We start from the raw sequence: 19,045 nt of genomic DNA, 5'->3' as shown, positions 1-19,045 counted from the left end.
TCACTCCAGCGCGGCGAAAAAATCCCTGCTGCCCTGGGGGTCTGGCGCCAGGGTGCGCGCTCCCGGGGTCCAGTCGGCGGGGCAGACCTGGCCCGGGTGGTTCCGCACCAGTTGGAAGGCCTGCAGCACCCTCAGGGTTTCATCGACGCTGCGGCCGACGGCCAGGTCGTTGATGGTGCTGTGCCGGATCATGCCGTCGGGATCGATCAGGAACAGTCCCCTCAGGGCAGTGCCAGCCGCTTCATCCAGCACCTGGTAAGCCCTGGAGATCTCCTTGTTAAGGTCCGAAATCAGCGGGTAGGCCACATCCCCCAGGCCACCGCTCTTGCGCTCGGTCTGCACCCAGGCCAGATGGCTGAAGGGGCTGTCGACGGAAACGGCCAGGATGTCGGTGGCGAGGCGGGCGAAGTCTGCGTGGCGATCGCTGAAGGCGGTGATCTCCGTAGGACAGACGAAGGTGAAATTGAGGGGGTAGAAGAACAGCACCACATGTCTGCCGCGGTAGTCGCGCAGCGACAGCTCGCGGAACTCCTGCTCCACCACGGCGGTGGCGCGAAAGTCGGGGGCCTGTAGGCCGACGAGCCTGCCGGAGCTGGTCATGGTGCGGCTGTCCTGGGTAGGGGGTTAACCCCCATGCTGCCCCCAACGAGCCTGGTCCTACGATGGTTGAAAAGCTAGACATGAATCCGTCATGGGTTGGGATCCAACCGTTCTGCGTAAGTACAACACCACTGGTCATTTCCGCCTGATCAATCAGCTGCGCTCCGAACTCAAAGGCAACCCCCTGATCCGTCCCAAGGATGGCGAGACCGTTGGCGCCGCCAACCGCAGCAAAAGTCTCACCCGCGCCCTTCAGAACCGCTCCCAGGCTGGGGGCTACGGCCGCAGCCGTCGTCCGATTCAGACCCCCCAAGCCGCCGCTCCTGCCCCCCTGCCCGTGATCACTCCGGTGCAGGTTCCCATTGAAACGGCAGAAAGTCAGGAGGCCGCCAATGCCCGCAGTTTCCGCGAACGGCTCAACGCCATCGAGATGCGCTGAAGCTGCAAGAAGAGCCTTTGATGGGTGGAATGATCAAAGGCTCAGGGGCCTGAAACTGTTGAGTCAGCATCCCCATGGATGCAGGCCTCAAATGTTTGCATCATGTGGAATGACGTCTCCACAATGGCTCGGGGGAGACTTGAACTCCCGACCTTGGGGTTATGAATCCCACGCTCTAACCAGCTGAGCTACCGAGCCAATCGAAGTGATCCTAGACGATCACCTTCTCGGCCCCCATGGCAGATCAGGCCCGAGGCGGGAGCACCTGCAGGGGGTTGACGGCTCCACGGCCGGGGGGGTGGATCTCAAAGTGCAGGTGGGGACCGGTGCTCCGGCCTGTGCTGCCCATCTGGCTGATCACCTGGCCCTGGGAGACCATCTCACCTTTGGTCACCAGCAGGCGGCTGTTGTGGGCGTACAAGCTGCGGCTGCCGTCAGGGTGGTTGATCTCCACGAGGTAGCCGTAGCCGCCCGCATGCCAGCCGGCGAAGGAGACCTGACCTTCCTTGGCGGCCATGATCGGAGTTCCAACGTTGTTGGCCACGTCGATGCCTTTGTGCATCCGGCCCCATCGCCAGCCGAAGCCGGAGGTGAAGACCCCTTTGGTGGGCCAGATCCAGGTGGTGGAAGGTGCGTTGGTGCCGCCATTGAACGGGGGCTGGGGGTCACCGAAATCCGGGATGTCGGGCCAGCTGATGCCACCGCTCACCGTTGGCTTCAGGCCCAGCAGCATGCGGGAACGGCCAGGGGCCGACTGGACCAGGCGCACCTGACTGCCCACCACGAGGCGGGCGGTTTCCAGGCCTGGATTCAGCCGGACAAGCTCGGCCACGCTGAGGCCGTAGCGCTGAGCCAGCTTCAGCAGGGTGTCGCCGAGACGCACGATCCCGTCGTCCTCCACCGGCGGAGGGGTGGACATCGGCGCGGACTGGCGCTGGACGGAGGTGTCCAGCGAGGCGATGCGTCCGAGGCGTTCCTTGCCGCGGGACGGCACCACGAGCCAGTCGCCATTGCTGAAGCGATGGTCTTCGTCGACGTCGTTCAGACGGGCCAGGCGGCTTTCATCAAGGTTGAGGGCCGTGGAGAGCTCCTCAATGGACACAGGACGGCGCACCTTGACCCAGACCCGGTCAGTGGAGGTGGGCAGGGAGGCCAGGAGGGTTTCGGTGGACGTGGTGTTGGCGGCGTCGTCAGCAAAGACGGCCACGAGCGGCACGACGGCCGGTGTGGAGAGAAGAAAGGGAAGAATCAAGCGGAAAGGCTTCATGCATTTCACATCCGTCGGACAAAACCCAGCAGAGAAGCCAACATCTGCGGGTCCGGCAGAGAGTAGCGCCATGAACCTCCTGCGGCAAGGTTCCTCAGGCACAACCCGGACGGGTCGGCAGGACAGCCCCGCTCTGATCTCAGCCGTCGGTTCGCCCATCGGGTTCCAGCTGGCGCAGGGCCTCGAACAGCACGATGCCAACGGACACCGAGAGATTCAGGCTGCGGACGCCCCCCTCCCCGTGGCGGGCAGCGCGGGCCATGGGGATGGTTAGCCGCGCCTCGGCCGACGCCTGCAGGGCGTTCGGTAATCCGTCCGACTCGCGTCCGAACAGCAGCCAGTCGTCGGGACGAAAGCTGAAATCGGTGTAGGCCGCGTCCACCTGGCTGCTGAGGGCCACAAGGCGGCCGCCTCGCCGCTGCCGTTCGGCCTGGAAACAGGCCAGATCGGCGTGGCACTGCAGCGATACCCAGGGCCAGTAATCCAGTCCAGCCCGGCGCAGGTGGCGGTCGCTGATCGTGAAGCCGAGGGGTTCGATCAGATGCAGCTCTGAGCCGGTGGCGGCGCAGGTCCGCGCCACATTGCCCGTGTTCGGGGGAATCTGGGGTTGGAACAGAACGACGCGGGGCATGGGGAGCGGGCCTCAGCCGCAGGGGGGGACAGGCTGGCTGAGGGCCAGCAGGTCGATCGCGCGACCCTGCAGGACAAGCCAGGCCGCCTCGCTGCGGCCTTGAAGCTCCTGCTGCATCGTCCCGAGCCGGTCGCGGAAGCGGAATCCCGCCGCCGTGGCTGGCACCACACCCCATCCCGTTTCCTCGCAGACCACCACCAGGGGCGTTTGGCAGCGGTCAACAGCCGCAATCAGCTCATCGCAGCGTCTCGTCCAGACGTCCGGCTCCAGGTCCAGATGGGCGGCCACCCAGGTCCCGAGGGAGTCCACCAGGCCCAACTGGCCCGATTCCAGACCGGCGAGAGCGGCGGCGAGTTCGCCACCCACCTCCCGGCAGCCCCACTGGGGCGGGCGCCGCTGGCGATGGCGCTGCAGCCTCTCCTGCCAGGACGGGTCATCGGGCAGCGTCGGCCCGGTGGCCAGGTACACAACCGCCAGACCGGTCTGGGCGGCCAAATGCTCGGCCCAGCGGCTCTTGCCCCCCCGCGAGGGCCCGCTGACGAGGATGAGGCGTGGGTGGCGAGGTTCCTCGGAGGGGGACTCAGCTGCCACCGTTCATGTTGCGCAGGGTGGCCACCGAGGACGGCGAAACGCGGTTGAGGTAGCGGAAAATCCAGTACTTGAAGATCGTGGCCAGTACCACCGGGAACGTGGCGATGAAGAGCATCACGAAGTTTTCCCGGGCCGGCAGTCCAAGATGGTTAGCGATACCACCGAGCAGAACGGTCCAGCCTTCGGGACTGTGGAATCCCACGAAGATATCAGTGAACAAAATGATGGCGAAGGCCTTGGCGCTGTCGCTCAAGCCATACACAAGTTCGTCGATGAAGCCGCGCAGCACCTGGACATCACGCCGACCGAAGATGGCGATCACCACGAAGCCGATGAAACCGGAGATGTCCGCTAGGACGTTCTTGATGGCATGGGTGCTTTCCTGATCGGCCTCCTCCTTGAGGATCTGGGCCCGCGTGGACAGCTCCTTCTGGAGCTCCTCGCGGCTTGGCAGCGGCTTGCCCTCCAGCAGGGCATCAAACTCGATCTCCGCCTGGTAGACGCGCAACTTCTCGACCGCCCGTTCCTCCAGCTGGGGTTTCGGGTAGGTGAGGAAGGCGTTGTCGGGGGCGAAGCGATCCACCAGGGGAGACACCACATAGGTGCGGCTGACCTGTTGCACCAGCACCGGCACCAGAATCAACAACAGCAGGATGCGCAGGGACACCAGGGTGGAATCGCGGCGGCGGCGGAAGCCGGCCACCACGCTCGCCTCCGCTTCCGGGTCCAGCTGGCGCCGCACGGTATCAACCACGCTCACCAGGCTGCGGGGCAGCATCTCCGGCGAGCGGCTGAGAGCCGGCAACTCCTCCCGTTCAACGGCGTAACGACCCGTGACCATGTCGATCAGCTGGAACTGGCGCAGTTCCTGGCCCGAGAGTTCCTGTCGGTAGGGGGTCAGCACCGTCCTGGCCTGACGGCAGACCTGCAGGGCGGCCCGGAAGCGACGCAGCACCTGGGCCTGCATCGCCCGCGGAATCCTGAGCTCCAGTTCTGGACGCACCGGGCGGTCGTTGTAGTGCTCCATCTCAATGCTCTGGATGAGCAGGGCGGCTTCATAGCCGCGCTCGAGATCGGAGCTCAGGTCGAGGGATTGGGCCCGCCCGAAGGTGCCCATCCAGTCAGTCAGTCCCATGGGGAGGCACGGCGCGGAGGGATCAACGGGAGAAGACCCACCAGGTCAGCATCGGTACCACGGTCCCCACCACCAGCAGGACGATCACCCAGGTGAAGGCGTTGCTGCTGGAGGTCTCTTCGCGGCTGGGAATGTTGCTGACGACGGCGGCGCTCTCCTCGACGACGGGTTCTCCCGGATCTTCACCGCCCTGGAGAACGGTGGCAAGCCGTTGCAGGGCATCGACAGCCGCCTGTCGGTAGCGATCGCCGCTGCGCAGCGGTTGGGCCATGGTGGTGGCAGCCGTGCTCTGAAGCAGTTCGGTGGGCAGCTGCCGGTCGAGGGGGGCCTGGGCGGCAATGGCCGTGGCACGGGTCTGGGTATCGATCAGAAGCAGCAGCAGCGGATCCGGGCTGCTGCCAGCCGGGGGATCGGCCGACCAGCGCTCCAGCAACTGCTCGGCCAGGCTGTTGAGGCCGAGGCCGTAATCCAGACGGCTGAGAGTGATCAGGCGAGCGTCGACCCGTTCGGCGGAGAAGTCCTCCAGTTGGTGCTCAATTTCGGCTTTGCCGGCCCGGCTGAGCACCTTGGCGCCATCAAGCACATGCTCGACCGGTGGGCGGGTCGGCAGGTCGGCGGTGGACAGGGCCAGCACGGCCGCGACCGGAGCGGCCAGCACCAAGCCCAGGGCCAGCACCAGGGAAAACAGGGACCGCCGCAAAGGGCTCACTGAAGCCAAGTCCATCGTGCGAGACGACACCAGTCTGCCGTTGCCGCAGCGTTCCGGCATCCTGAAGTCACCTTCGGACCATGGAACTCCACGATGGCGATGCCCGCCGCCGCCCGCGTCGTTCTGGCCAGTGGTCTGACGGGGCTGGTTCTGGTCGTGGTCAACCAGATGACCGCCCCCAACCTCGATCCATCGTTGGAGCGGGCCTCGGTGCTGGGCAGCATCCTGTCGGTGCTGTTGTTACTGGTGTCCCTGCTCTGGCAGCGGGTGGAGCCCGTGGCGCCGGAACGGGTGCCCCTGGAAGGCCGCGAGGGACTCCACCTGGCTCCGGATCTGGAGGCTCCGCTGGCCGAAGAGTTGGGCTGGGGCAGCACGATGCTCCTGACGGCGACGCCGGCGGCGGTGCTGCTGCTCCACTGGCGCGGCCGCCTCCTGCTGGAACGGGGTCTGCTTGGCAGCGGTGGCTTCAGTCCGGGTGCGATCTGCAGGCGTTCGATGGCCACAGGCAAGGCGATCTCCCTGGTGGATCTGAAGCTCTATCCGGGTCGGGATGAATTCGCCGCCCTTCCCCCAGGGCTGCCGGCGGTGCTGGTCCAGCCCCTGGGCGACGAGGGCGTACTGGTCCTGGGCGGCTGGTCACCCCGCTGTTTCAGCCGCAGCGACCTCGTCTGGGTGGAGGGTTGGGGCCGGCGCCTTACAGGCGAATTGGCTCGGGTTTCGGGCGGGGAGGAGCCGGCCGAGGAGGTGTCTTCGACGGCGGCACCTGGAACTGGCTGAACACCCGCCCGCCCGGGGCGGTCACGATGACGGAACCCTTCTCGCCCAGCTGGCCCCGCAGCAAGCTGCCCCGGGTGAGCTGGCGACTGGCGGGCCGTTGCAGCAACACCGAGCCATCAGCCGCGATCGCCTGGGTCTGCCAGTTCCAGGCGCAGCTCCGGGCCTGGAGGCTGGCTCCGGCCTGCTCGATCAGGCAACCCACCGGAATCCGCACCAGCTTCTGGGCCGCATCCACCTGCATGGCCTTGCCCCGGGCACTGACGCCGCCCGCCACCGCCGGATCCTTGAACAGCACCGGCGGCCCGAGGTTGAACAACTGCGTCTGGGTGTTCCCGTTCAGCGAGGTGGCCGTGAGGGTCTGGAGAGGAGCGCCAGCGGCCGACCCCGGCGGCCGCCGTTCCCCCAGCACCGGCCCCCCCGCGGTGAGAGCGCCACTGCCGGGTTGCCACAGCACCGACGCCACGGTCACCACGATCTGGGGGGAGCCGACGGGATTGGCCAGGAAGGGATCGAAGGCCTGGGACCAGCGCTTGAGCTGCGGCTTCCCTTGCAGTTCCAGGGTGTCCTTGTCGATGCGGAAGGTGGCCCGCTCGGCGGACAACCTGGTGTGGGGATCAAAGCCCTCGGGGTGCCGGTCAATCTCCATCAGGTTGCGGCTGGGGAGCCAGCGCACCCGTGAACCCTGGATCATCACCGGTGCGCTGCCCAGGCGCTGCAGGCGGATCCGCCCCTCCAGCAGGATCACGGCCCCGTCGTTGATCACCGTTCCGGTGGAGGCTTCCACCCGATAGGCCGGCTTGCCGCCGCTGTAGATCACGCCACGGGGCCGCAGAGCCCGGGCGACGCGCCGGCGCAGGTCATAGCGGGCTTCCGGACTGGTGAGCTCCCAGTTCGGCCGCCCCAGCACGTCCTGCTGGCGCAGATTCAGGGAGCGGAACACGAAGGGGGTAGGGGGCGTCTCGCGGGTGACCTCGCCGCCACCGCAGCCCGAGAGCAGCAGCAGCGAGGCCGCCAGGTGCCAGGGTCGGGCCAGGAGGGAAGGGGTCAAAGGGGGGAATCCAGTTCCAGACGGGTCAACACCGGTGTTGGCTCGGGCAGGGGATGGCCGCAGGCCAGCTTCCCCCAGTGTCGGGCCGCCGTCCAGCCGGTGTCGCCTGCCAGCGGCGGTTGGCCCAGCTGGCCCAGCATGCGCCCCGAGAGATCCGGCAGCAGGGGAGCCAGCAGCACAGCCACCCAGCGGCTGGTTTCCAGAACCGCATAGAGGTCTTCGGCCACCCCTGCCCGGCCCTCTTCGCTCTTGATGGCCTTCCAGGGGGCCCGGTCATTGAGAAAGCCGTTGGCCGCCTCCGCCAGCTCCAGGATCGCCACGGCAGCCATGCGGAAATCCAGCGCCTCGAAGGCGGCGTCAACGGCAACGCCGCAAGCCGTCGCACGCAGGGCCAGGGGATGGTCGGCGTCAGCGGCGTCTCCGGCCGGTGGCACGGCCTCATCAAACCAGCGACGCGCCATGGAAGACGTGCGATTGAGCAGGTTGCCGATCGTGTTGGCCAGGTCGTTGTTGACCAGGTCGCTGAAGCGCTGCTGTTGGAAATCGCCGTCATCACCGAAGGGGATGTCGCGCAGCAGGTACCAGCGCACCGCATCGGCGCCGCAGCGTTGCAGCAGCATGTCGGGATCGAGCACGTTGCCGAGCGACTTGCCCATCTTCTGCCCCTCCCGGGTGAGGAAACCATGGCCGAAGACCTTCTCAGGAAGGGGCAGGCCGGCCGACAGCAGCATCGCCGGCCAGTAGACGGCATGGAAACGCAGGATGTCCTTACCGATCACGTGCAGCTGGGCGGGCCAGCCGCGCTCGGCCAGCAGGCCCAGGTCGGCGGGATCATCGGGGCCCAACAGGGCCGAGAGGTAGCCGAGCAGGGCGTCAAACCACACATAAAAGGTGTGGCCCTCGTAGCCGGGAACGGGGATGCCCCAGGGCAGATCGAGCCGGGAGATGGAAAAGTCGCGCAGGCCTCCGGCAACGAAGTTCTCCACCTCCCGGCGCCGGGAGCGCGGCGCGATGAAAGTCTCACTGGCCACCAGCTGCTCGATCTGCTCCTGGTAGCGGGAGAGACGGAAGAACAGGTTGAGCTCATCGCGCCACTCCAGGGGGCGCAGATGGATGGGGCAGTGGGGCTCCTGGGCCGCCGCTGATTCCTCCTTGAACTCCTCACAGGCGACGCAGTACCACCCCTGCTGGCGGCCTTCGATCACATCGCCGCTGGCTTCGACCCGGGCGAAGAACTGCTCGACGATCGCCCGGTGGCGGGGGTCGGTGGTGCGGATGAAGCGGTCGTTGCTGATGCCCCAGCGCCGCCAGAGGTCGCGGTACTCGCCGCTGATGGCATCGCAATGGGCCTGGGGGGTGAGGCCGGAGGCTTCCGCTGAGCGCTGGATCTTGAGGCCGTGCTCGTCGCAGCCGGTGATGAAGGTCACCCGCTCTCCCTGCAGCCGCCGAAAGCGGGCGATGCTGTCGCAGGCCAGTGTGGTGTAGGTGCTGCCCAGGTGGGCGCGGTCGTTGACGTAGTAAAGGGGGGTGGTGAGGGTATAGGTCATCGGCAGGCGACGTCGGCCGGATCCGCCGGCGACAGGAAGGTTCCCCGTGACACCGATCGGACCTGGCCCGGGGCTCGGATCTTAACTGTGGCCCCACTGGGGTCCCAGGGTGGGATGCTGGCCCCCTGATCCCGGCCCCCTCGTCACAGATGCGCACGGGCTTTGATCGCCGGGCAGAGGTTCTCGTCTGGGGCGGTGGCAGCGGTGGTGTTGCCGCGGCCCTCCAGGCCGCCCGCTCCGGGGCACGCACCCTGCTGCTCACACCCGGGCCCTGGCTAGGGGGGATGGTGAGCGCCGCTGGCGTCTGCGCCCCCGATGGCAATGAGCTGAGCCCCTGGCAGAGCGGCCTGTGGGGGGCGCTGCTGCGGGCCTTGCAGAGAAGCGAGCCGGAGGGTCTGGATCAGAACTGGGTGAGCTGCTTCGGCTACCGCCCCGCCAGCGCAGAACGGATCCTGCGCCGCTGGGTGGCCGCCGAAGCCCGGCTCGAATGGTGGGCCGGGGCCCGGCTGGGGCCGATCGAGCGGGACGGCGATCGCATCAGCGCCGTGAGCGTGGGGCACGGCGGCCTCCAGCAGCGCCTGCTGCCAACGATCGTCATCGACGGCAGCGACCGCGGCGACCTGTTTCCCCTGGCCGGGGCCCCCTTCCGCTTCGGCTGGGAAGCCAAAGAGCTATGGCAGGAGCCCAGCGCCCCCACGGCCGAGCGCCTCCGGCGCGAGCCCTTCTTCCAGCAGCAGCCGGTCCAATCGCCCACCTGGGTGTGCCTGGGCCAGCTGGATGAACGGGGAGGACCGGCCGCCCCCGCGGGGGACGCCTGGCGTCACTCCCCCCCGTGCCTTGACGCCCCGTTTGCCAGGGCCACCGAAGCCTTCGGCCTGGAGCGCACCCTCACCTACGGCCGCCTGCCAGGAGGCCTGGTGATGCTGAATTGGCCCCTGCACGGCAACGACTGGCACCACGGCCTGGAACGGGCCTTCGCCGAGCAGGTCGCCGGCGGGGCCGCGGATGCCGAAGCGGCTGAAGGGGAGCTGCTGGCCGCCATGCGCGACCACAGCGAAGCCTTCGCCGCCGCCCTGCGCCAGGCCAGCGGCGGCTGGCTGGGGCCGGCAGCCGTCTTCCCGAGCCAGGAAGAGGCCATGGCCGGCCGGTTGGACGGTGGCGAGTCCCTGGCGCTGATGCCCTACTGGCGCGAGGGCCGCCGGCTGGTGGCCCGGGAACTGGTGCTGGAGCAACACCTGCTGCCCCAGGCCAGCGGCGCCTGCATCGCCCCGCTCAGCCGTGATGCCGATGGGGCCTTGAGCAGCATCGCCGTGGGCAACTACGCCAATGACCACCACTACCCCGGCGGCGACTGGCCCCTCGCCCCCAAGAGCTGCCGCTGGGGCGGGCGTTGGAGCGGCACCCCGTTCACGATTCCCTACGGCGCCCTGGTGAGTGATGGAGTGACCAACCTGCTGGCCGCCGACAAAGGCTTCGGGGTCAGCCACATGGCGAATGGGGCTACCCGGCTGCAGCCCCTGGTGCTCAACATCGGCCAGGCCGCCGGGCTGGCGGCGGCGCTTTGCGTGCGCCACGGGCTGGAGCCGGCCGCCCTGCCGGTGCGTCGCCTGCAGGAGGCCCTGATCAGCGATCTCGTCGCCCCTGCCGGGGTGTTGCCGTTATGGGACACCCCCTGGCATCACCCCCTCTGGCGGGAGCGGCAGCGTCAGGCGCTGGAGGCACCGGAGCGACTGGATCGGCATGGGCAGCTTGAGGCGAGCGCGGAGCTGGCGGCACCGGCGGGCTGGGCCCCTCCCCCCGAGCCTGGCGAACGCCTCTGGCGGGGCGAACTGGTACCGGATGGCCAGGGCGGCTACGTGCTCCATGGCGAAACGGGGGCCTGGCCACTCATCGCCCTGGAGCCAGCGCTGCACCACTGGCTGCTGAGCCTCGATCGCCCCACCCCTGTGGCCCTGATCGGCTGTGCCAACCCCTGGGGCCCCTGGCTGCGGGTGTCGCGGCTCGTGCCGTGAAGCCGCTGCTCAGCGTCGCGGCCATCGCGCTCACCTTCGCGGCCTTCCTTCCCTACATCGTCTCGATCCGATCGGGTCGCACCCGCCCCCATGTGTTCTCCTGGCTGATCTGGGGTGTCACCACCCTGCTGGTGTTCCTGGCCCAACGCGCCGGTGGAGCCGGCGTGGGCGCCTGGCCCACAGGCGTGTCGGCCCTGATCACCTTCCTCATCGCCTGGCTGGCCCACGCCCATGGCGCCGACGGGAAGATCACGACGAGTGATTGGCTGTTCCTGCTGGGGGCCAGCTCGGCTCTGCCCTTCTGGGTGCTCACTGCCGATCCTCTCTGGGCCGTGGTGATTCTCACCCTGGTGGATCTGCTGGGCTTCGGCCCCACCCTGCGGCGGGCCTATTCCCACCCGGAGCAGGAACGGGTTGGCTTCTACAGCCTGTTCGTGCTGCGCAATCTGCTGGTGCTCCTGTCCCTGGAACAGCTGACACTCACCACCGCGTTGTTCCCTGCGGCGGTGGGCCTGGCCTGCGTGGGGCTGGTGCTGCTGCTGCTCTGGAGGCGGCGCTGCCCGCTGGCCTGAGGTCGGCGAAAATGCTCCAACTCCCTGTCGTCCCCCCATGGTCGTCACCAACCCCGGATTCGCCAGTCGGCCCCTGCCTGCACTGCTCTGCCTGGCGGGTTCCGCTCTGCTGGTGGCCTGCCTCCCCGCCCGGGCCCAGGGCCTCAACAACATGCGCGATCAGCTGATCATCCACTACTGCACCCAGGCGGTGAACGCCGACTTCGCCAAGGCGGGCAAGCCTGTGCCGGCCGGCCTGGCGAAGGACACCTGCACGTGCGTGGCCAAGCAAGTGAACGCCCGGGCCACCATTCAGCAGGCCGAAACCATCTGCAAGCAGCAGGCGATGAGCCAGTACAACCTCAGTCCCTGAGCTGGGATGGCCTAGGGGGCAGCCGTGAACCGCAGCAGGTCCCGCAGGGAATCCACCTGCTGCAGCCGTACCAGCAACCCGTCGCCGGGGCTGGGGTCGCCATGGCACTCGGCGGCCAGGTCCATGGCCAGATCCGGCAGGTGCACCAGGCCGAGACGGTCCTGGGGCCGCAGCCAGCGCAGAAACAACCCCGGCCACTGGTGCTGCTCCTGCGCCTCGAACCACACTTGCTGCCAGTGGCGCTGATCCTCCCTGGCGATCTGCAGACCCTGGCGTATCGCCCCCTCCAGCTCGCTCAGCAGCGTCCCCAGCTGGGCCTCATCCTGCACCGGCTCTCCCTGCTGGTGGGCCAGCAGCTGGCGCTGCACCAGCAGGTCGTTGTAGCGGCGGATCGGTGAGGTGGCCTGCACGTAGCAGGGCAGGCCCAGGGAGAAGTGGGGGGCCGGACTGGTGCCGAGAAGGCCCCGGCTGAGGCAACGCTTGATGGCCGCGTGGCGCACCGGACCGGCCGGCAGGGCCTGCAGCTCAGCCTCAGGCGGCAGTTCCGCCGCCAGCTGGCTGCGGTAGGGCAGGGCCAGGTTCTGCGTCTGCCCGAGCTGGGCAATCACGGCGCCGGCCAGGATCATGGCCTCGGCCACCATCGTCCGTGACGGCGAGGGTTCGGTGATCTCCAGCTGGGCGCCCTGGTGGTCACAGCGGATTCGCCCCTCGGGCTGGTCAAGGTTGAGCGCCCCCCGGGCCAGGCGCCAGCGGCGCCGCAGCTCCATCAGGGCGTGGATCTCCTCGAGGTAGCGCTCCTGGGGCGGGGCCAGCTCGATCAGCTCATCGGCATCGGCATAACTGAGCCGATAGGCGGGTTGCACCCAGCTGGGCTCGAGCCCGTAGCCGGCCACCGTGCCGTCGGAGGCCAGCTCGACCCACAGGCTCAGGGCCGCGCTGCGCTGACCCATGCGCAGGCTCATCGGGCCGGTGCTGAGAACCTCGGGGAACATCGGCAGCGAGCCCCGTGCCAGGTAGAGGCTGCTGGCCCGGCGCCGGGCTTCTGTGTCGAGGGGGCTGTCCGCCGCCACCAGCCGCCCCGGGTCGGCGATGTGGATCCACAGCCGCGGTGTGCCGTCGGCCCCGCGCTCCAGGGAGAGGCCGTCATCGATGTCGCGGGTGTCCTCGTCATCGATCGTGACGGTGTGCAAGCCGGTGAGGTCGCGGCGGCGCTCGTCACCGGGACGCTCCGTTGCGGCCAGGTCCACCAGCCGCCTCGCCTCACCCTCAAGCTCCTCGGAGAAACCCGCTTGCCAGGTGGTGTTCTCCAGCGAGGGCAGATGGTGGCGCTCCCACTGGCCCAGATCCACAAGCAGGTGCCGGATCGGCGAGGCTTCTATCGGGCAGTGGGCCGCCTGAAGGGCGCGGTGCAGGTCGTCGGGGAGGGGGCGGCTGATGTCCCCGCCGGCCCACTCCCGCAGCAGGGCCAGCTGTTGGCGCTGCTCGGGCTCGAGCTGCTGCGGGTCGATCGGCTGGCGCTGGCGCAGGGCGTCCTGCCACTGGTGTCGGCGCTGCTCCGCCAGCTTCTGGCGACGGGCGTCCCGGCGCAGCCGGCGCACATCCAGCAGCGGCCGGGCTTCGACCTGCTGCTGGCGCCAGCGGAACAGGGTCTGGGGGCCCTGCAGCCAGAGCCAGGAGGCGGCCCGCTGGATTGGGTCGCCGCCGTCGCCGATCAGGTCGACGAAGTCGCCCAGGTCCAGGGATGCCGGCTCGTCCAGCAGCAGCAGCCAGGCCGCCCCCAGCTCCCGGGGGCTGGGGACGGCCTGCTGCAACGCCTCCTGGCTCAGTCCCCAGGGGGGTTGGGACAGCCGGGAGGGGGGCGGTTGATCGCCAGGCAGTGCGGCGATCAGATCGAGTTGCCGGACTCCCCGTTGGACGGCCTTGGCTTCGAAACCCACCCTGAGATCGAGGCGCGTGCCCTTTTCGGCCACAACGACCGCGAGCAGACTGCGACTGTCGTCGTGGAGGCCGACCAGGTCACCCGCCGTGAACCGACGCGAGGCGGCGGGCAACTCAGCCTTCGGGATTCACGAAGGGCAGCAGGGCCACGATCCGGGCCCGCTTGACGGCATTGGTGAGATCGCGCTGCTGCTTGGCCGTCAGGCCGGTGAGCCGGCGGGGAAGGATCTTGCCGCGTTCGGTGATGAACTTCTTGAGCAGATCGACGTCCTTGTAGTCGATCGGATCACCGGGCTTGATCGGCGACAGGCGCTTTTTGAAGAAGGAACTGGACATGGAAACGGAGTGAGGGAACGAAGGGGGGGAACTGCCGCTGCAGGCTCCGGAGTGTTGTCAGGAGAGGGATTTCCGCAAGGGAAACAACCTCACTTGATCTCCTTGTGGACGGTGGGTGCGTTGCAGTGGGGGCAAAACTTCTTGAGTTCAATCCGTTCGGTGGTGTTGCGGCGGTTCTTCTGGGTCGTGTAACGGGACACGCCAGGGGACCGCTTGGCGGGGTTGGACCGGCATTCGGTGCACTCGAGGGTGATCACCAGCCGGACGCCCTTGTTCTTGGCCATGGAAGGACGTTGCGCCGCGTATGCGTTGCAGGGAGACGATTCAGCACCATACCTCCCGGTGGGACAGGCCTTGGTCGCTTCCTAAGGTGGATGGCTGCTGTGCAACGTTCCGATGCTGGTTTCGCTCCAATGGCTCCGGGAGCTGGTCAGCGTGGATCCGGCCTGCCTGGAGCCTGGGCACCTGGCGGAGCGCCTCTCGATCGCCGGCTTCGAGGTGGAAGGCATCGAGGATCTGGCGGCCCGGGCGGCCGGCGTGGTGGTGGGCCACGTGGTGCAGCGCGACCGCCACCCCAACGCCGACAAGCTCAGCGTGTGCAAGGTGGATGTGGGCGATGGCGAGCCCCTTCAGATTGTCTGCGGCGCCCCGAATGTGCGCCAGGGTCTGCACGTGCCCGTGGCCCTGGTGGGCAGCACCCTGCCGGCTGTGGGACTGACGATCAAACCGGCCGAACTGCGCGGGGTGGCCAGCAGCGGCATGATCTGCTCCCTGCGGGAGCTGGGCCTCGACGACGGCAGCGACGGCATCGCCGAGCTCGACAAGCTGCTGACCAGCGTGCCCCCACTGGGGACGGCCGTGGGCCCGCTGCTGGGCCTGGATGACCAGGTGCTGGAGCTGGCGATCACCGCCAACCGCCCCGATGGCCTGTCGATGCGGGGGATCGCCCGGGAGGTGGCAGCCCTCAGCGGCGGCAGCACCAGCTTCCCCGCGGCGGCGGCGGTGGTGGCGGCCGAGCCCCTGGCCCCAGCGGCGCCCGACCGCGAGGCCATCGAGGCGGGGGGCCTGTTCAGCCTCACGTCGCTCGAGGGCGTGCGGGTGGGCCCCTCCCCGGACTGGCTGCGCCAGCGGCTGGAGCGGGCCGGTGTGCGCCCCATCAACAACGTGGTCGATATCACCAACCTGGTGATGCTGGAAACCGGCCAGCCCCTGCACGCCTTCGACCGGGATCGCCTGGGAGAACTCACTGGTGCCACTCCCCAGCCGGGGAGTATCGGCCTGCGCCAGGGCCGCAGCGGTGAGTCCTTTGTGGCCCTTGACGGCCAGGAGCGCACCTTGAGCGAAGAGGCCCTGGTGGTCACCTGCGCCGACCATCCGATCGCCCTGGCCGGGGTGATAGGGGGCCTGGGCGAGGCGGTCACTGAAGCCACCACCGCCATCTGGCTCGAGGCGGCGGTGTTCGCCCCCCAGGCCGTAAGGCGTTCGGCCCGCAGCGTTGGATTGCGCACCGAGGCCTGCAGCCGTTTCGAAAAGGGGGTGCCGCGGGAGATCACCCTGGCTGCCGCCGACCGGGCCGTGGCCCTGCTGCAGGAGCTGGCCGCAGCCCAGCTGAAAGGCCGCTGGCTGCACCAGAATGAATGGGCCGCGCAGCTTCCCCTGGGGCTGCGTCGCGACGCTCTCCACAACCTCCTGGGCCCCATCGTGGAGGACGGTGAGGAGCGCGACCTCGATGACGGGCGCATCAGCGTCACCTTGGAAGCTCTCGGCTGCGTGCTGGAGGAGGACGCGGAGGGCTGGCAGGTGCGGGTGCCGCCCGAGCGGGCCATGGACCTCAAGCGCGAGGTGGACCTGATCGAGGAGGTGGCGCGGCTGGTGGGCTACGACCGTTTCGCCACCCACTTGCCTGATCCCCTCATTCCTGGCGGCCTTGAACCGGCCCAGCAGCTGGAGCGGCGCCTGCGGCGGGCCCTCTGCGCAGCTGGCCTTCAGGAGGTCGTTTCGCTGTCTCTGGTTTCGGCAGCCACTGATCGGGTTCCCCTGGCCAACCCGCTCCTGGCCGACTACGGCCACCTGCGCGACAACCTGCATCAGGAGTTGCTCCAGGCCGCCCGGCGCAACCTTCAGGCTTCCCTGCCAGGGTTCTGGGGCTTCGAGATCGGCCGGGTGTTCCCTGGTGGGGCGGCCAGTGGTGAGGGGCGCCACGCTGAACGCACCCTGCTGGTGGGCGTGATCGCCGGGGAACGGTGCAGCGAACGCTGGCGCAGCTCCGGCAAGCCCACCCCCCCCGACTACTTCCAGGCCCGCGGCGTGCTCCAGGCCGGCCTCGAGCCCCTGCGCCTGCCAATGGAGGATCGCCCCCTGACCGACGCGCCTCTGCTTCACCCGGGGCGCGCCGCCCAGCTGGTGGTGGAAGGCAAGTCCGCGGGCTGGTTCGGCCAGCTCCACCCAACCGAGGCCGAAGCCCTCGACCTGCCTTCGGCCACCTACGTGTTCCAGCTGGAGCTGGAGCCGCTGCTCAGCGCCGGCACCCGACGCAACCGCTGGCAGCCGGCCTTCCGCCCCTTCGCCACCGTGCCAGCCTCCGAGCGGGACCTGGCCCTTGTCGTTCCCATCGACACCAGTGCCGCCGCCCTGCTGACGGCAATCCGCAAGGCGGGCAAGCCGTTGCTGGAGCAGGCCGAACTGGTTGATCGCTACGAGGGCGCCCAGCTGGAGGCCGGCCGCTGCAGTCAGGCTTTCCGGCTGCGCTACCGCGACAGCGCCCGCACCCTCACCGACGAGGAGGTGGAGACGGCCCATGGCCGGGTGCGTGAAGCCCTTGAGCGCCAGTTCGGGGCTGAGCAGCGCCGCTAGCGGCGTTCCAGGGCCGCCAGGGCCTCCACGTGGCTGGTGTTGGGGAAGAAATCGATGGGCTGCACCCAGTTCAGCCGGTAGACGCCAGAACCGCACAGCTGGGCCAGGTCCCGGGCCAGGGCGGCTGGATCACAGCTCACGTAAGCAATCCGGTTGGGTGGCGCCGCCAGGATCGCCGCCGTGGCGGCCGGGTTCAGCCCCTTCCGGGGCGGATCCAGCACCAGGGCCTGCATGCCCTGCAGGCGCTCCTCCAGCACCAGGGGCACATCGGCCTGCTCAAACTGCACCCGACCCTCCAGTTCATTGGCGGCGGCATTGAGCCGTGCCATGGCCACCGCACGGGGGTGCAGCTCCAGGCCGGTCACGTGCCAGCCGGCGGCGGCCAGGGGCAGGCTGTAGGTGCCGATGCCGCAATAGGCATCCAGCAGGGAGGCGTCGCCTGGGCCGGGTCCAAGGGCCTCCATCAGATGGGGCACCAGTCGCTCGGCCTGGCGGGTGTTGACCTGGAAGAAGGTGTCGGCGGCGATGCGGAAGCGCAGGCCGGAGAACGTTTCATTCAGCCAGTCCCGGCCGCGGATCACCCGCGTCTCGTCCCCCATCAGGCGATTGGTCGGCCGGGGTTGGAGGTTGAGGCAAACGCCCACCAGCTCGGGCCAGCGTTGCCGCCAGGAGTCGGCCAGGGCCTCGAGACCGGGCAGGTCGTCATGGCTGCTGATCAGGGTGAGCAGCCGCTCGCCGGTGGCCGCCCCCACCCGCAGGCCCAGATGGCGCAGGCCAGGACCGTCCTCGGCCTCGGGGTCTCCGCCATGGCGGTCGATCGGCCAGTCGCTGGCCTCCAGATCGGCCTTGAGCGGCGCGATCATGGCGTCGATGCGGGGGTCGAGCACCGGACAGCGGGCCATGTTGACGATCCGATGCGTGCCCCGCCGGTAGTAGCCGGCGCGCAGGGTGCCATCGGCACTGCGCTCCAGGGGAATCAGGGCGCGGTTGCGGTATCCCAGGGTGGGCTCCGCCGCCAGCAGGGGCCGCACCGGCGCGCTCAGGCCGCCGATGCGCTGCAGGGTCTGCTCAAGGCTGCGCTGCTTCCAGGCCGCTTCGGCGGCGTCGGTGAGGGGCTGCAAGCTGCAGCCGCCACAGTTGTCGGCCAGGATGCAGGGGGTACGCCGGCGCTCGGGAGAGGGCGTGATCACACGCTGCAGCTGGCCCACCAGATGGCGGCGGGCCACCACCTGCAGGCGTACCTCCACCGTGTCACCGGGCAGGGCACCGCTGACGAACACCACCTGGCCGTCATGGCGTCCCACCCCCTGGCCGTCGTGGCCCAGATCGGTGATCTCCATCTGCAGCTTTTCGCCCACCGAGGCCATGTGCGATCCGCACCACTGCTGCGACCCTATCGGGGGTCGTGCAAAGGGGCGTTACACCTTGCACCTGATGCCCAAGCTGGGGCTCTGCTCTCGATAGGATTCGCCGGACTGTGGTCGCTGCTATGAGCGTCGTTCGCGATCTGATCCTCCAGGCCGATGATCAGCTCCGCTATCCCACGGGCGGCGAGCTGCGCGCGATGGTGGAGTTCCTCAGTGGAGGAGCCCGCCGGCTGAGCGTTGTCCGGGTGCTGACCGACAACGAGAAGAAGATCATCGCCGAGGCCTCCAAGCAACTGTTTCTGCGCAAGCCGGATTACGTGGCTCCCGGCGGCAACGCCTTCGGGCAGAAGCAGCGGGCCCAGTGCCTGCGTGACTACAGCTGGTATCTGCGGCTGGTCACCTACGGAATCCTGGCCGGCAGCACCGAGCTGATCCAGCAGATCGGCGTTGTGGGGGCCCGGGAGATGTACAACAGCCTCGGCGTGCCCCTGCCCGGCATGGTGGAAGCGATGCGCACCCTCAAAGAGGCGGCCTTGGTTCTGCTGGGCGGCGAGGAGGCCACCTTGGCCGGCCCGTACTTCGACTACCTGATCCAGGGGCTGCAGACCTCCACCTGAGGTCTAGATATTCCACCTTGAGACCCAGCACGAGACCATACTCTAGACTTAGGTGAGACAGCCAAGCGGCCAATCCCCCTCGTGACTGACGGGGGATTTTTTGTGTCAGCAGAGATCGTCGCGATATCCCATGGCAAGGCGGTGAGAGAGTCGGGGCAGAACCGTCTCCTCTTTCCAGCCTGCGACTCATGAACGATCTCATGAAGAGACCAAGATGAGTTAGACGCGAGGTCCTGCATGGGCTGGCGTCGGGG

Annotated in this window: 19 protein-coding genes and 1 tRNA gene; 7 read left to right on the top strand and 13 right to left on the bottom strand. The window is 68.5% G+C overall.

What is annotated here, in order from left to right:
- On the bottom strand, positions 1–600 hold the full coding sequence (locus tag KBY95_RS02780; protein ID WP_254963144.1) for a peroxiredoxin: 600 nt from the start codon (positions 598–600) through the stop codon (positions 1–3).
- A gap of 91 nt (positions 601–691) precedes the next feature.
- On the opposite strand from KBY95_RS02780, the gene KBY95_RS02775 reads away from it, so the two are divergent.
- Entirely contained in the window at positions 692–1,039 is a 348-nt protein-coding gene (locus KBY95_RS02775) for a hypothetical protein (protein ID WP_254963143.1), read from the top strand.
- A gap of 124 nt (positions 1,040–1,163) precedes the next feature.
- Here KBY95_RS02775 and KBY95_RS02770 read toward each other — a convergent pair.
- From KBY95_RS02770 to psb32, 6 genes are all read right to left on the bottom strand, one after another.
- A tRNA-Met gene (locus KBY95_RS02770) sits at positions 1,164–1,237 on the bottom strand.
- A 46-nt stretch (positions 1,238–1,283) separates the two neighbouring features.
- Positions 1,284–2,306 (bottom strand): M23 family metallopeptidase, encoded by a 1,023-nt coding sequence (locus tag KBY95_RS02765; RefSeq protein ID WP_254963142.1) that lies wholly within the window; start codon positions 2,304–2,306, stop codon positions 1,284–1,286.
- A gap of 139 nt (positions 2,307–2,445) precedes the next feature.
- A complete protein-coding gene (locus tag KBY95_RS02760) occupies positions 2,446–2,937 on the bottom strand; it encodes a tRNA (cytidine(34)-2'-O)-methyltransferase (RefSeq protein WP_254963141.1) in 492 nt (163 codons plus the stop codon).
- A 12-nt stretch (positions 2,938–2,949) separates the two neighbouring features.
- On the bottom strand, positions 2,950–3,528 hold the full coding sequence (locus KBY95_RS02755) for a bifunctional adenosylcobinamide kinase/adenosylcobinamide-phosphate guanylyltransferase (protein ID WP_254963140.1): 579 nt from the start codon (positions 3,526–3,528) through the stop codon (positions 2,950–2,952).
- Positions 3,518–4,663 carry a proton extrusion protein PcxA gene (gene pxcA, locus KBY95_RS02750; RefSeq protein WP_254963139.1) on the bottom strand — a complete coding sequence of 382 codons (1,146 nt, stop codon included), beginning with the start codon at positions 4,661–4,663 and terminating at the stop codon, positions 3,518–3,520. Before pxcA ends, KBY95_RS02755 begins: the two co-directional genes overlap by 11 nt.
- Before the next feature lie 22 nt (positions 4,664–4,685).
- The gene (gene psb32, locus KBY95_RS02745; RefSeq protein WP_254963138.1) at positions 4,686–5,372 is read right to left on the bottom strand and encodes a photosystem II repair protein Psb32; all 687 of its coding nucleotides are present in this window, start codon (positions 5,370–5,372) and stop codon (positions 4,686–4,688) included.
- Positions 5,373–5,465: 93 nt separating this feature from the next.
- Here psb32 and KBY95_RS02740 point away from each other — a divergent pair, with 93 nt between their 5' ends.
- Positions 5,466–6,149: a cofactor assembly of complex C subunit B gene (locus KBY95_RS02740; protein ID WP_254963137.1), complete on the top strand. Its 684-nt coding sequence runs from the start codon at positions 5,466–5,468 to the stop codon at positions 6,147–6,149.
- On the opposite strand, the gene lptC is transcribed toward KBY95_RS02740, so the two are convergent.
- Complete coding sequence (gene lptC, locus KBY95_RS02735; protein ID WP_254963136.1) at positions 6,067–7,197, bottom strand: LPS export ABC transporter periplasmic protein LptC; 1,131 nt, start codon at positions 7,195–7,197, stop codon at positions 6,067–6,069. The two genes, KBY95_RS02740 and lptC, sit on opposite strands and share 83 nt — an antisense overlap.
- Positions 7,194–8,744, bottom strand: coding sequence for a methionine--tRNA ligase (metG, locus tag KBY95_RS02730; protein WP_254963135.1), 1,551 nt, complete (start codon positions 8,742–8,744; stop codon positions 7,194–7,196). Before metG ends, lptC begins: the two co-directional genes overlap by 4 nt.
- 149 nt (positions 8,745–8,893) lie before the next feature.
- Between metG and KBY95_RS02725 the strand changes: the two genes are divergently transcribed.
- The 3 genes from KBY95_RS02725 to KBY95_RS02715 are packed head-to-tail and all read left to right on the top strand — an operon-like array spanning position 8,894 to position 11,680.
- Positions 8,894–10,756 (top strand): FAD-dependent oxidoreductase, encoded by a 1,863-nt coding sequence (locus KBY95_RS02725; protein ID WP_254963134.1) that lies wholly within the window; start codon positions 8,894–8,896, stop codon positions 10,754–10,756.
- Positions 10,753–11,328 carry a hypothetical protein gene (locus tag KBY95_RS02720; RefSeq protein ID WP_254963133.1) on the top strand — a complete coding sequence of 192 codons (576 nt, stop codon included), beginning with the start codon at positions 10,753–10,755 and terminating at the stop codon, positions 11,326–11,328. Before KBY95_RS02725 ends, KBY95_RS02720 begins: the two co-directional genes overlap by 4 nt.
- Positions 11,329–11,365: 37 nt before the next feature.
- Positions 11,366–11,680: a hypothetical protein gene (locus KBY95_RS02715; RefSeq protein WP_254963132.1), complete on the top strand. Its 315-nt coding sequence runs from the start codon at positions 11,366–11,368 to the stop codon at positions 11,678–11,680.
- An 11-nt stretch (positions 11,681–11,691) separates the two neighbouring features.
- Here KBY95_RS02715 and KBY95_RS02710 read toward each other — a convergent pair whose 3' ends face one another.
- From KBY95_RS02710 to rpmG, 3 genes are all read right to left on the bottom strand, one after another.
- Positions 11,692–13,731, bottom strand: a complete 2,040-nt coding sequence (locus tag KBY95_RS02710; protein WP_254963131.1) for an RNB domain-containing ribonuclease — start codon at positions 13,729–13,731, stop codon at positions 11,692–11,694.
- Position 13,732: 1 nt separating this feature from the next.
- Entirely contained in the window at positions 13,733–13,954 is a 222-nt protein-coding gene (gene rpsR, locus KBY95_RS02705; protein ID WP_006041316.1) for a 30S ribosomal protein S18, read from the bottom strand.
- Positions 13,955–14,043: 89 nt separating this feature from the next.
- Entirely contained in the window at positions 14,044–14,238 is a 195-nt protein-coding gene (gene rpmG, locus KBY95_RS02700) for a 50S ribosomal protein L33 (RefSeq protein WP_254955951.1), read from the bottom strand.
- Between the two features lie 112 nt (positions 14,239–14,350).
- On the opposite strand from rpmG, the gene pheT reads away from it, so the two are divergent.
- Positions 14,351–16,807 (top strand): phenylalanine--tRNA ligase subunit beta, encoded by a 2,457-nt coding sequence (pheT, locus tag KBY95_RS02695; protein WP_254963130.1) that lies wholly within the window; start codon positions 14,351–14,353, stop codon positions 16,805–16,807.
- On the opposite strand, the gene rlmD is transcribed toward pheT, so the two are convergent.
- A complete protein-coding gene (gene rlmD / locus KBY95_RS02690) occupies positions 16,804–18,174 on the bottom strand; it encodes a 23S rRNA (uracil(1939)-C(5))-methyltransferase RlmD (protein WP_254963129.1) in 1,371 nt (456 codons plus the stop codon). The two genes, pheT and rlmD, sit on opposite strands and share 4 nt — an antisense overlap.
- Before the next feature lie 122 nt (positions 18,175–18,296).
- Here rlmD and KBY95_RS02685 point away from each other — a divergent pair, with 122 nt between their 5' ends.
- Positions 18,297–18,791, top strand: a complete 495-nt coding sequence (locus tag KBY95_RS02685) for an allophycocyanin subunit alpha-B (protein ID WP_254963128.1) — start codon at positions 18,297–18,299, stop codon at positions 18,789–18,791.
- Positions 18,792–19,045 lie beyond the last annotated feature (254 nt).

The sequence above is a fragment of the Cyanobium sp. Aljojuca 7A6 genome (genome assembly GCF_024346455.1).
In the GTDB taxonomy this organism is placed as follows: domain Bacteria; phylum Cyanobacteriota; class Cyanobacteriia; order PCC-6307; family Cyanobiaceae; genus Cyanobium.
This window is presented reverse-complemented; position numbering and strand designations above follow the sequence as displayed.

Coding starts and splice junctions, on each gene's coding strand:
- KBY95_RS02780 (WP_254963144.1), bottom strand. CDS start 600: ATGACCAGCTCCGGCAGGCTCGTCGGCCTACAGGCCCCCGACTTTCGC.
- KBY95_RS02775 (WP_254963143.1), top strand. CDS start 692: ATGGGTTGGGATCCAACCGTTCTGCGTAAGTACAACACCACTGGTCAT.
- KBY95_RS02765 (WP_254963142.1), bottom strand. CDS start 2,306: ATGAAGCCTTTCCGCTTGATTCTTCCCTTTCTTCTCTCCACACCGGCC.
- KBY95_RS02760 (WP_254963141.1), bottom strand. CDS start 2,937: ATGCCCCGCGTCGTTCTGTTCCAACCCCAGATTCCCCCGAACACGGGC.
- pxcA (WP_254963139.1), bottom strand. CDS start 4,663: ATGGGACTGACTGACTGGATGGGCACCTTCGGGCGGGCCCAATCCCTC.
- KBY95_RS02740 (WP_254963137.1), top strand. CDS start 5,466: ATGGCGATGCCCGCCGCCGCCCGCGTCGTTCTGGCCAGTGGTCTGACG.
- metG (WP_254963135.1), bottom strand. CDS start 8,744: ATGACCTATACCCTCACCACCCCCCTTTACTACGTCAACGACCGCGCC.
- KBY95_RS02725 (WP_254963134.1), top strand. CDS start 8,894: ATGCGCACGGGCTTTGATCGCCGGGCAGAGGTTCTCGTCTGGGGCGGT.
- KBY95_RS02715 (WP_254963132.1), top strand. CDS start 11,366: ATGGTCGTCACCAACCCCGGATTCGCCAGTCGGCCCCTGCCTGCACTG.
- rpsR (WP_006041316.1), bottom strand. CDS start 13,954: ATGTCCAGTTCCTTCTTCAAAAAGCGCCTGTCGCCGATCAAGCCCGGT.
- rpmG (WP_254955951.1), bottom strand. CDS start 14,238: ATGGCCAAGAACAAGGGCGTCCGGCTGGTGATCACCCTCGAGTGCACC.
- pheT (WP_254963130.1), top strand. CDS start 14,351: ATGCTGGTTTCGCTCCAATGGCTCCGGGAGCTGGTCAGCGTGGATCCG.
- rlmD (WP_254963129.1), bottom strand. CDS start 18,174: ATGGCCTCGGTGGGCGAAAAGCTGCAGATGGAGATCACCGATCTGGGC.
- KBY95_RS02685 (WP_254963128.1), top strand. CDS start 18,297: ATGAGCGTCGTTCGCGATCTGATCCTCCAGGCCGATGATCAGCTCCGC.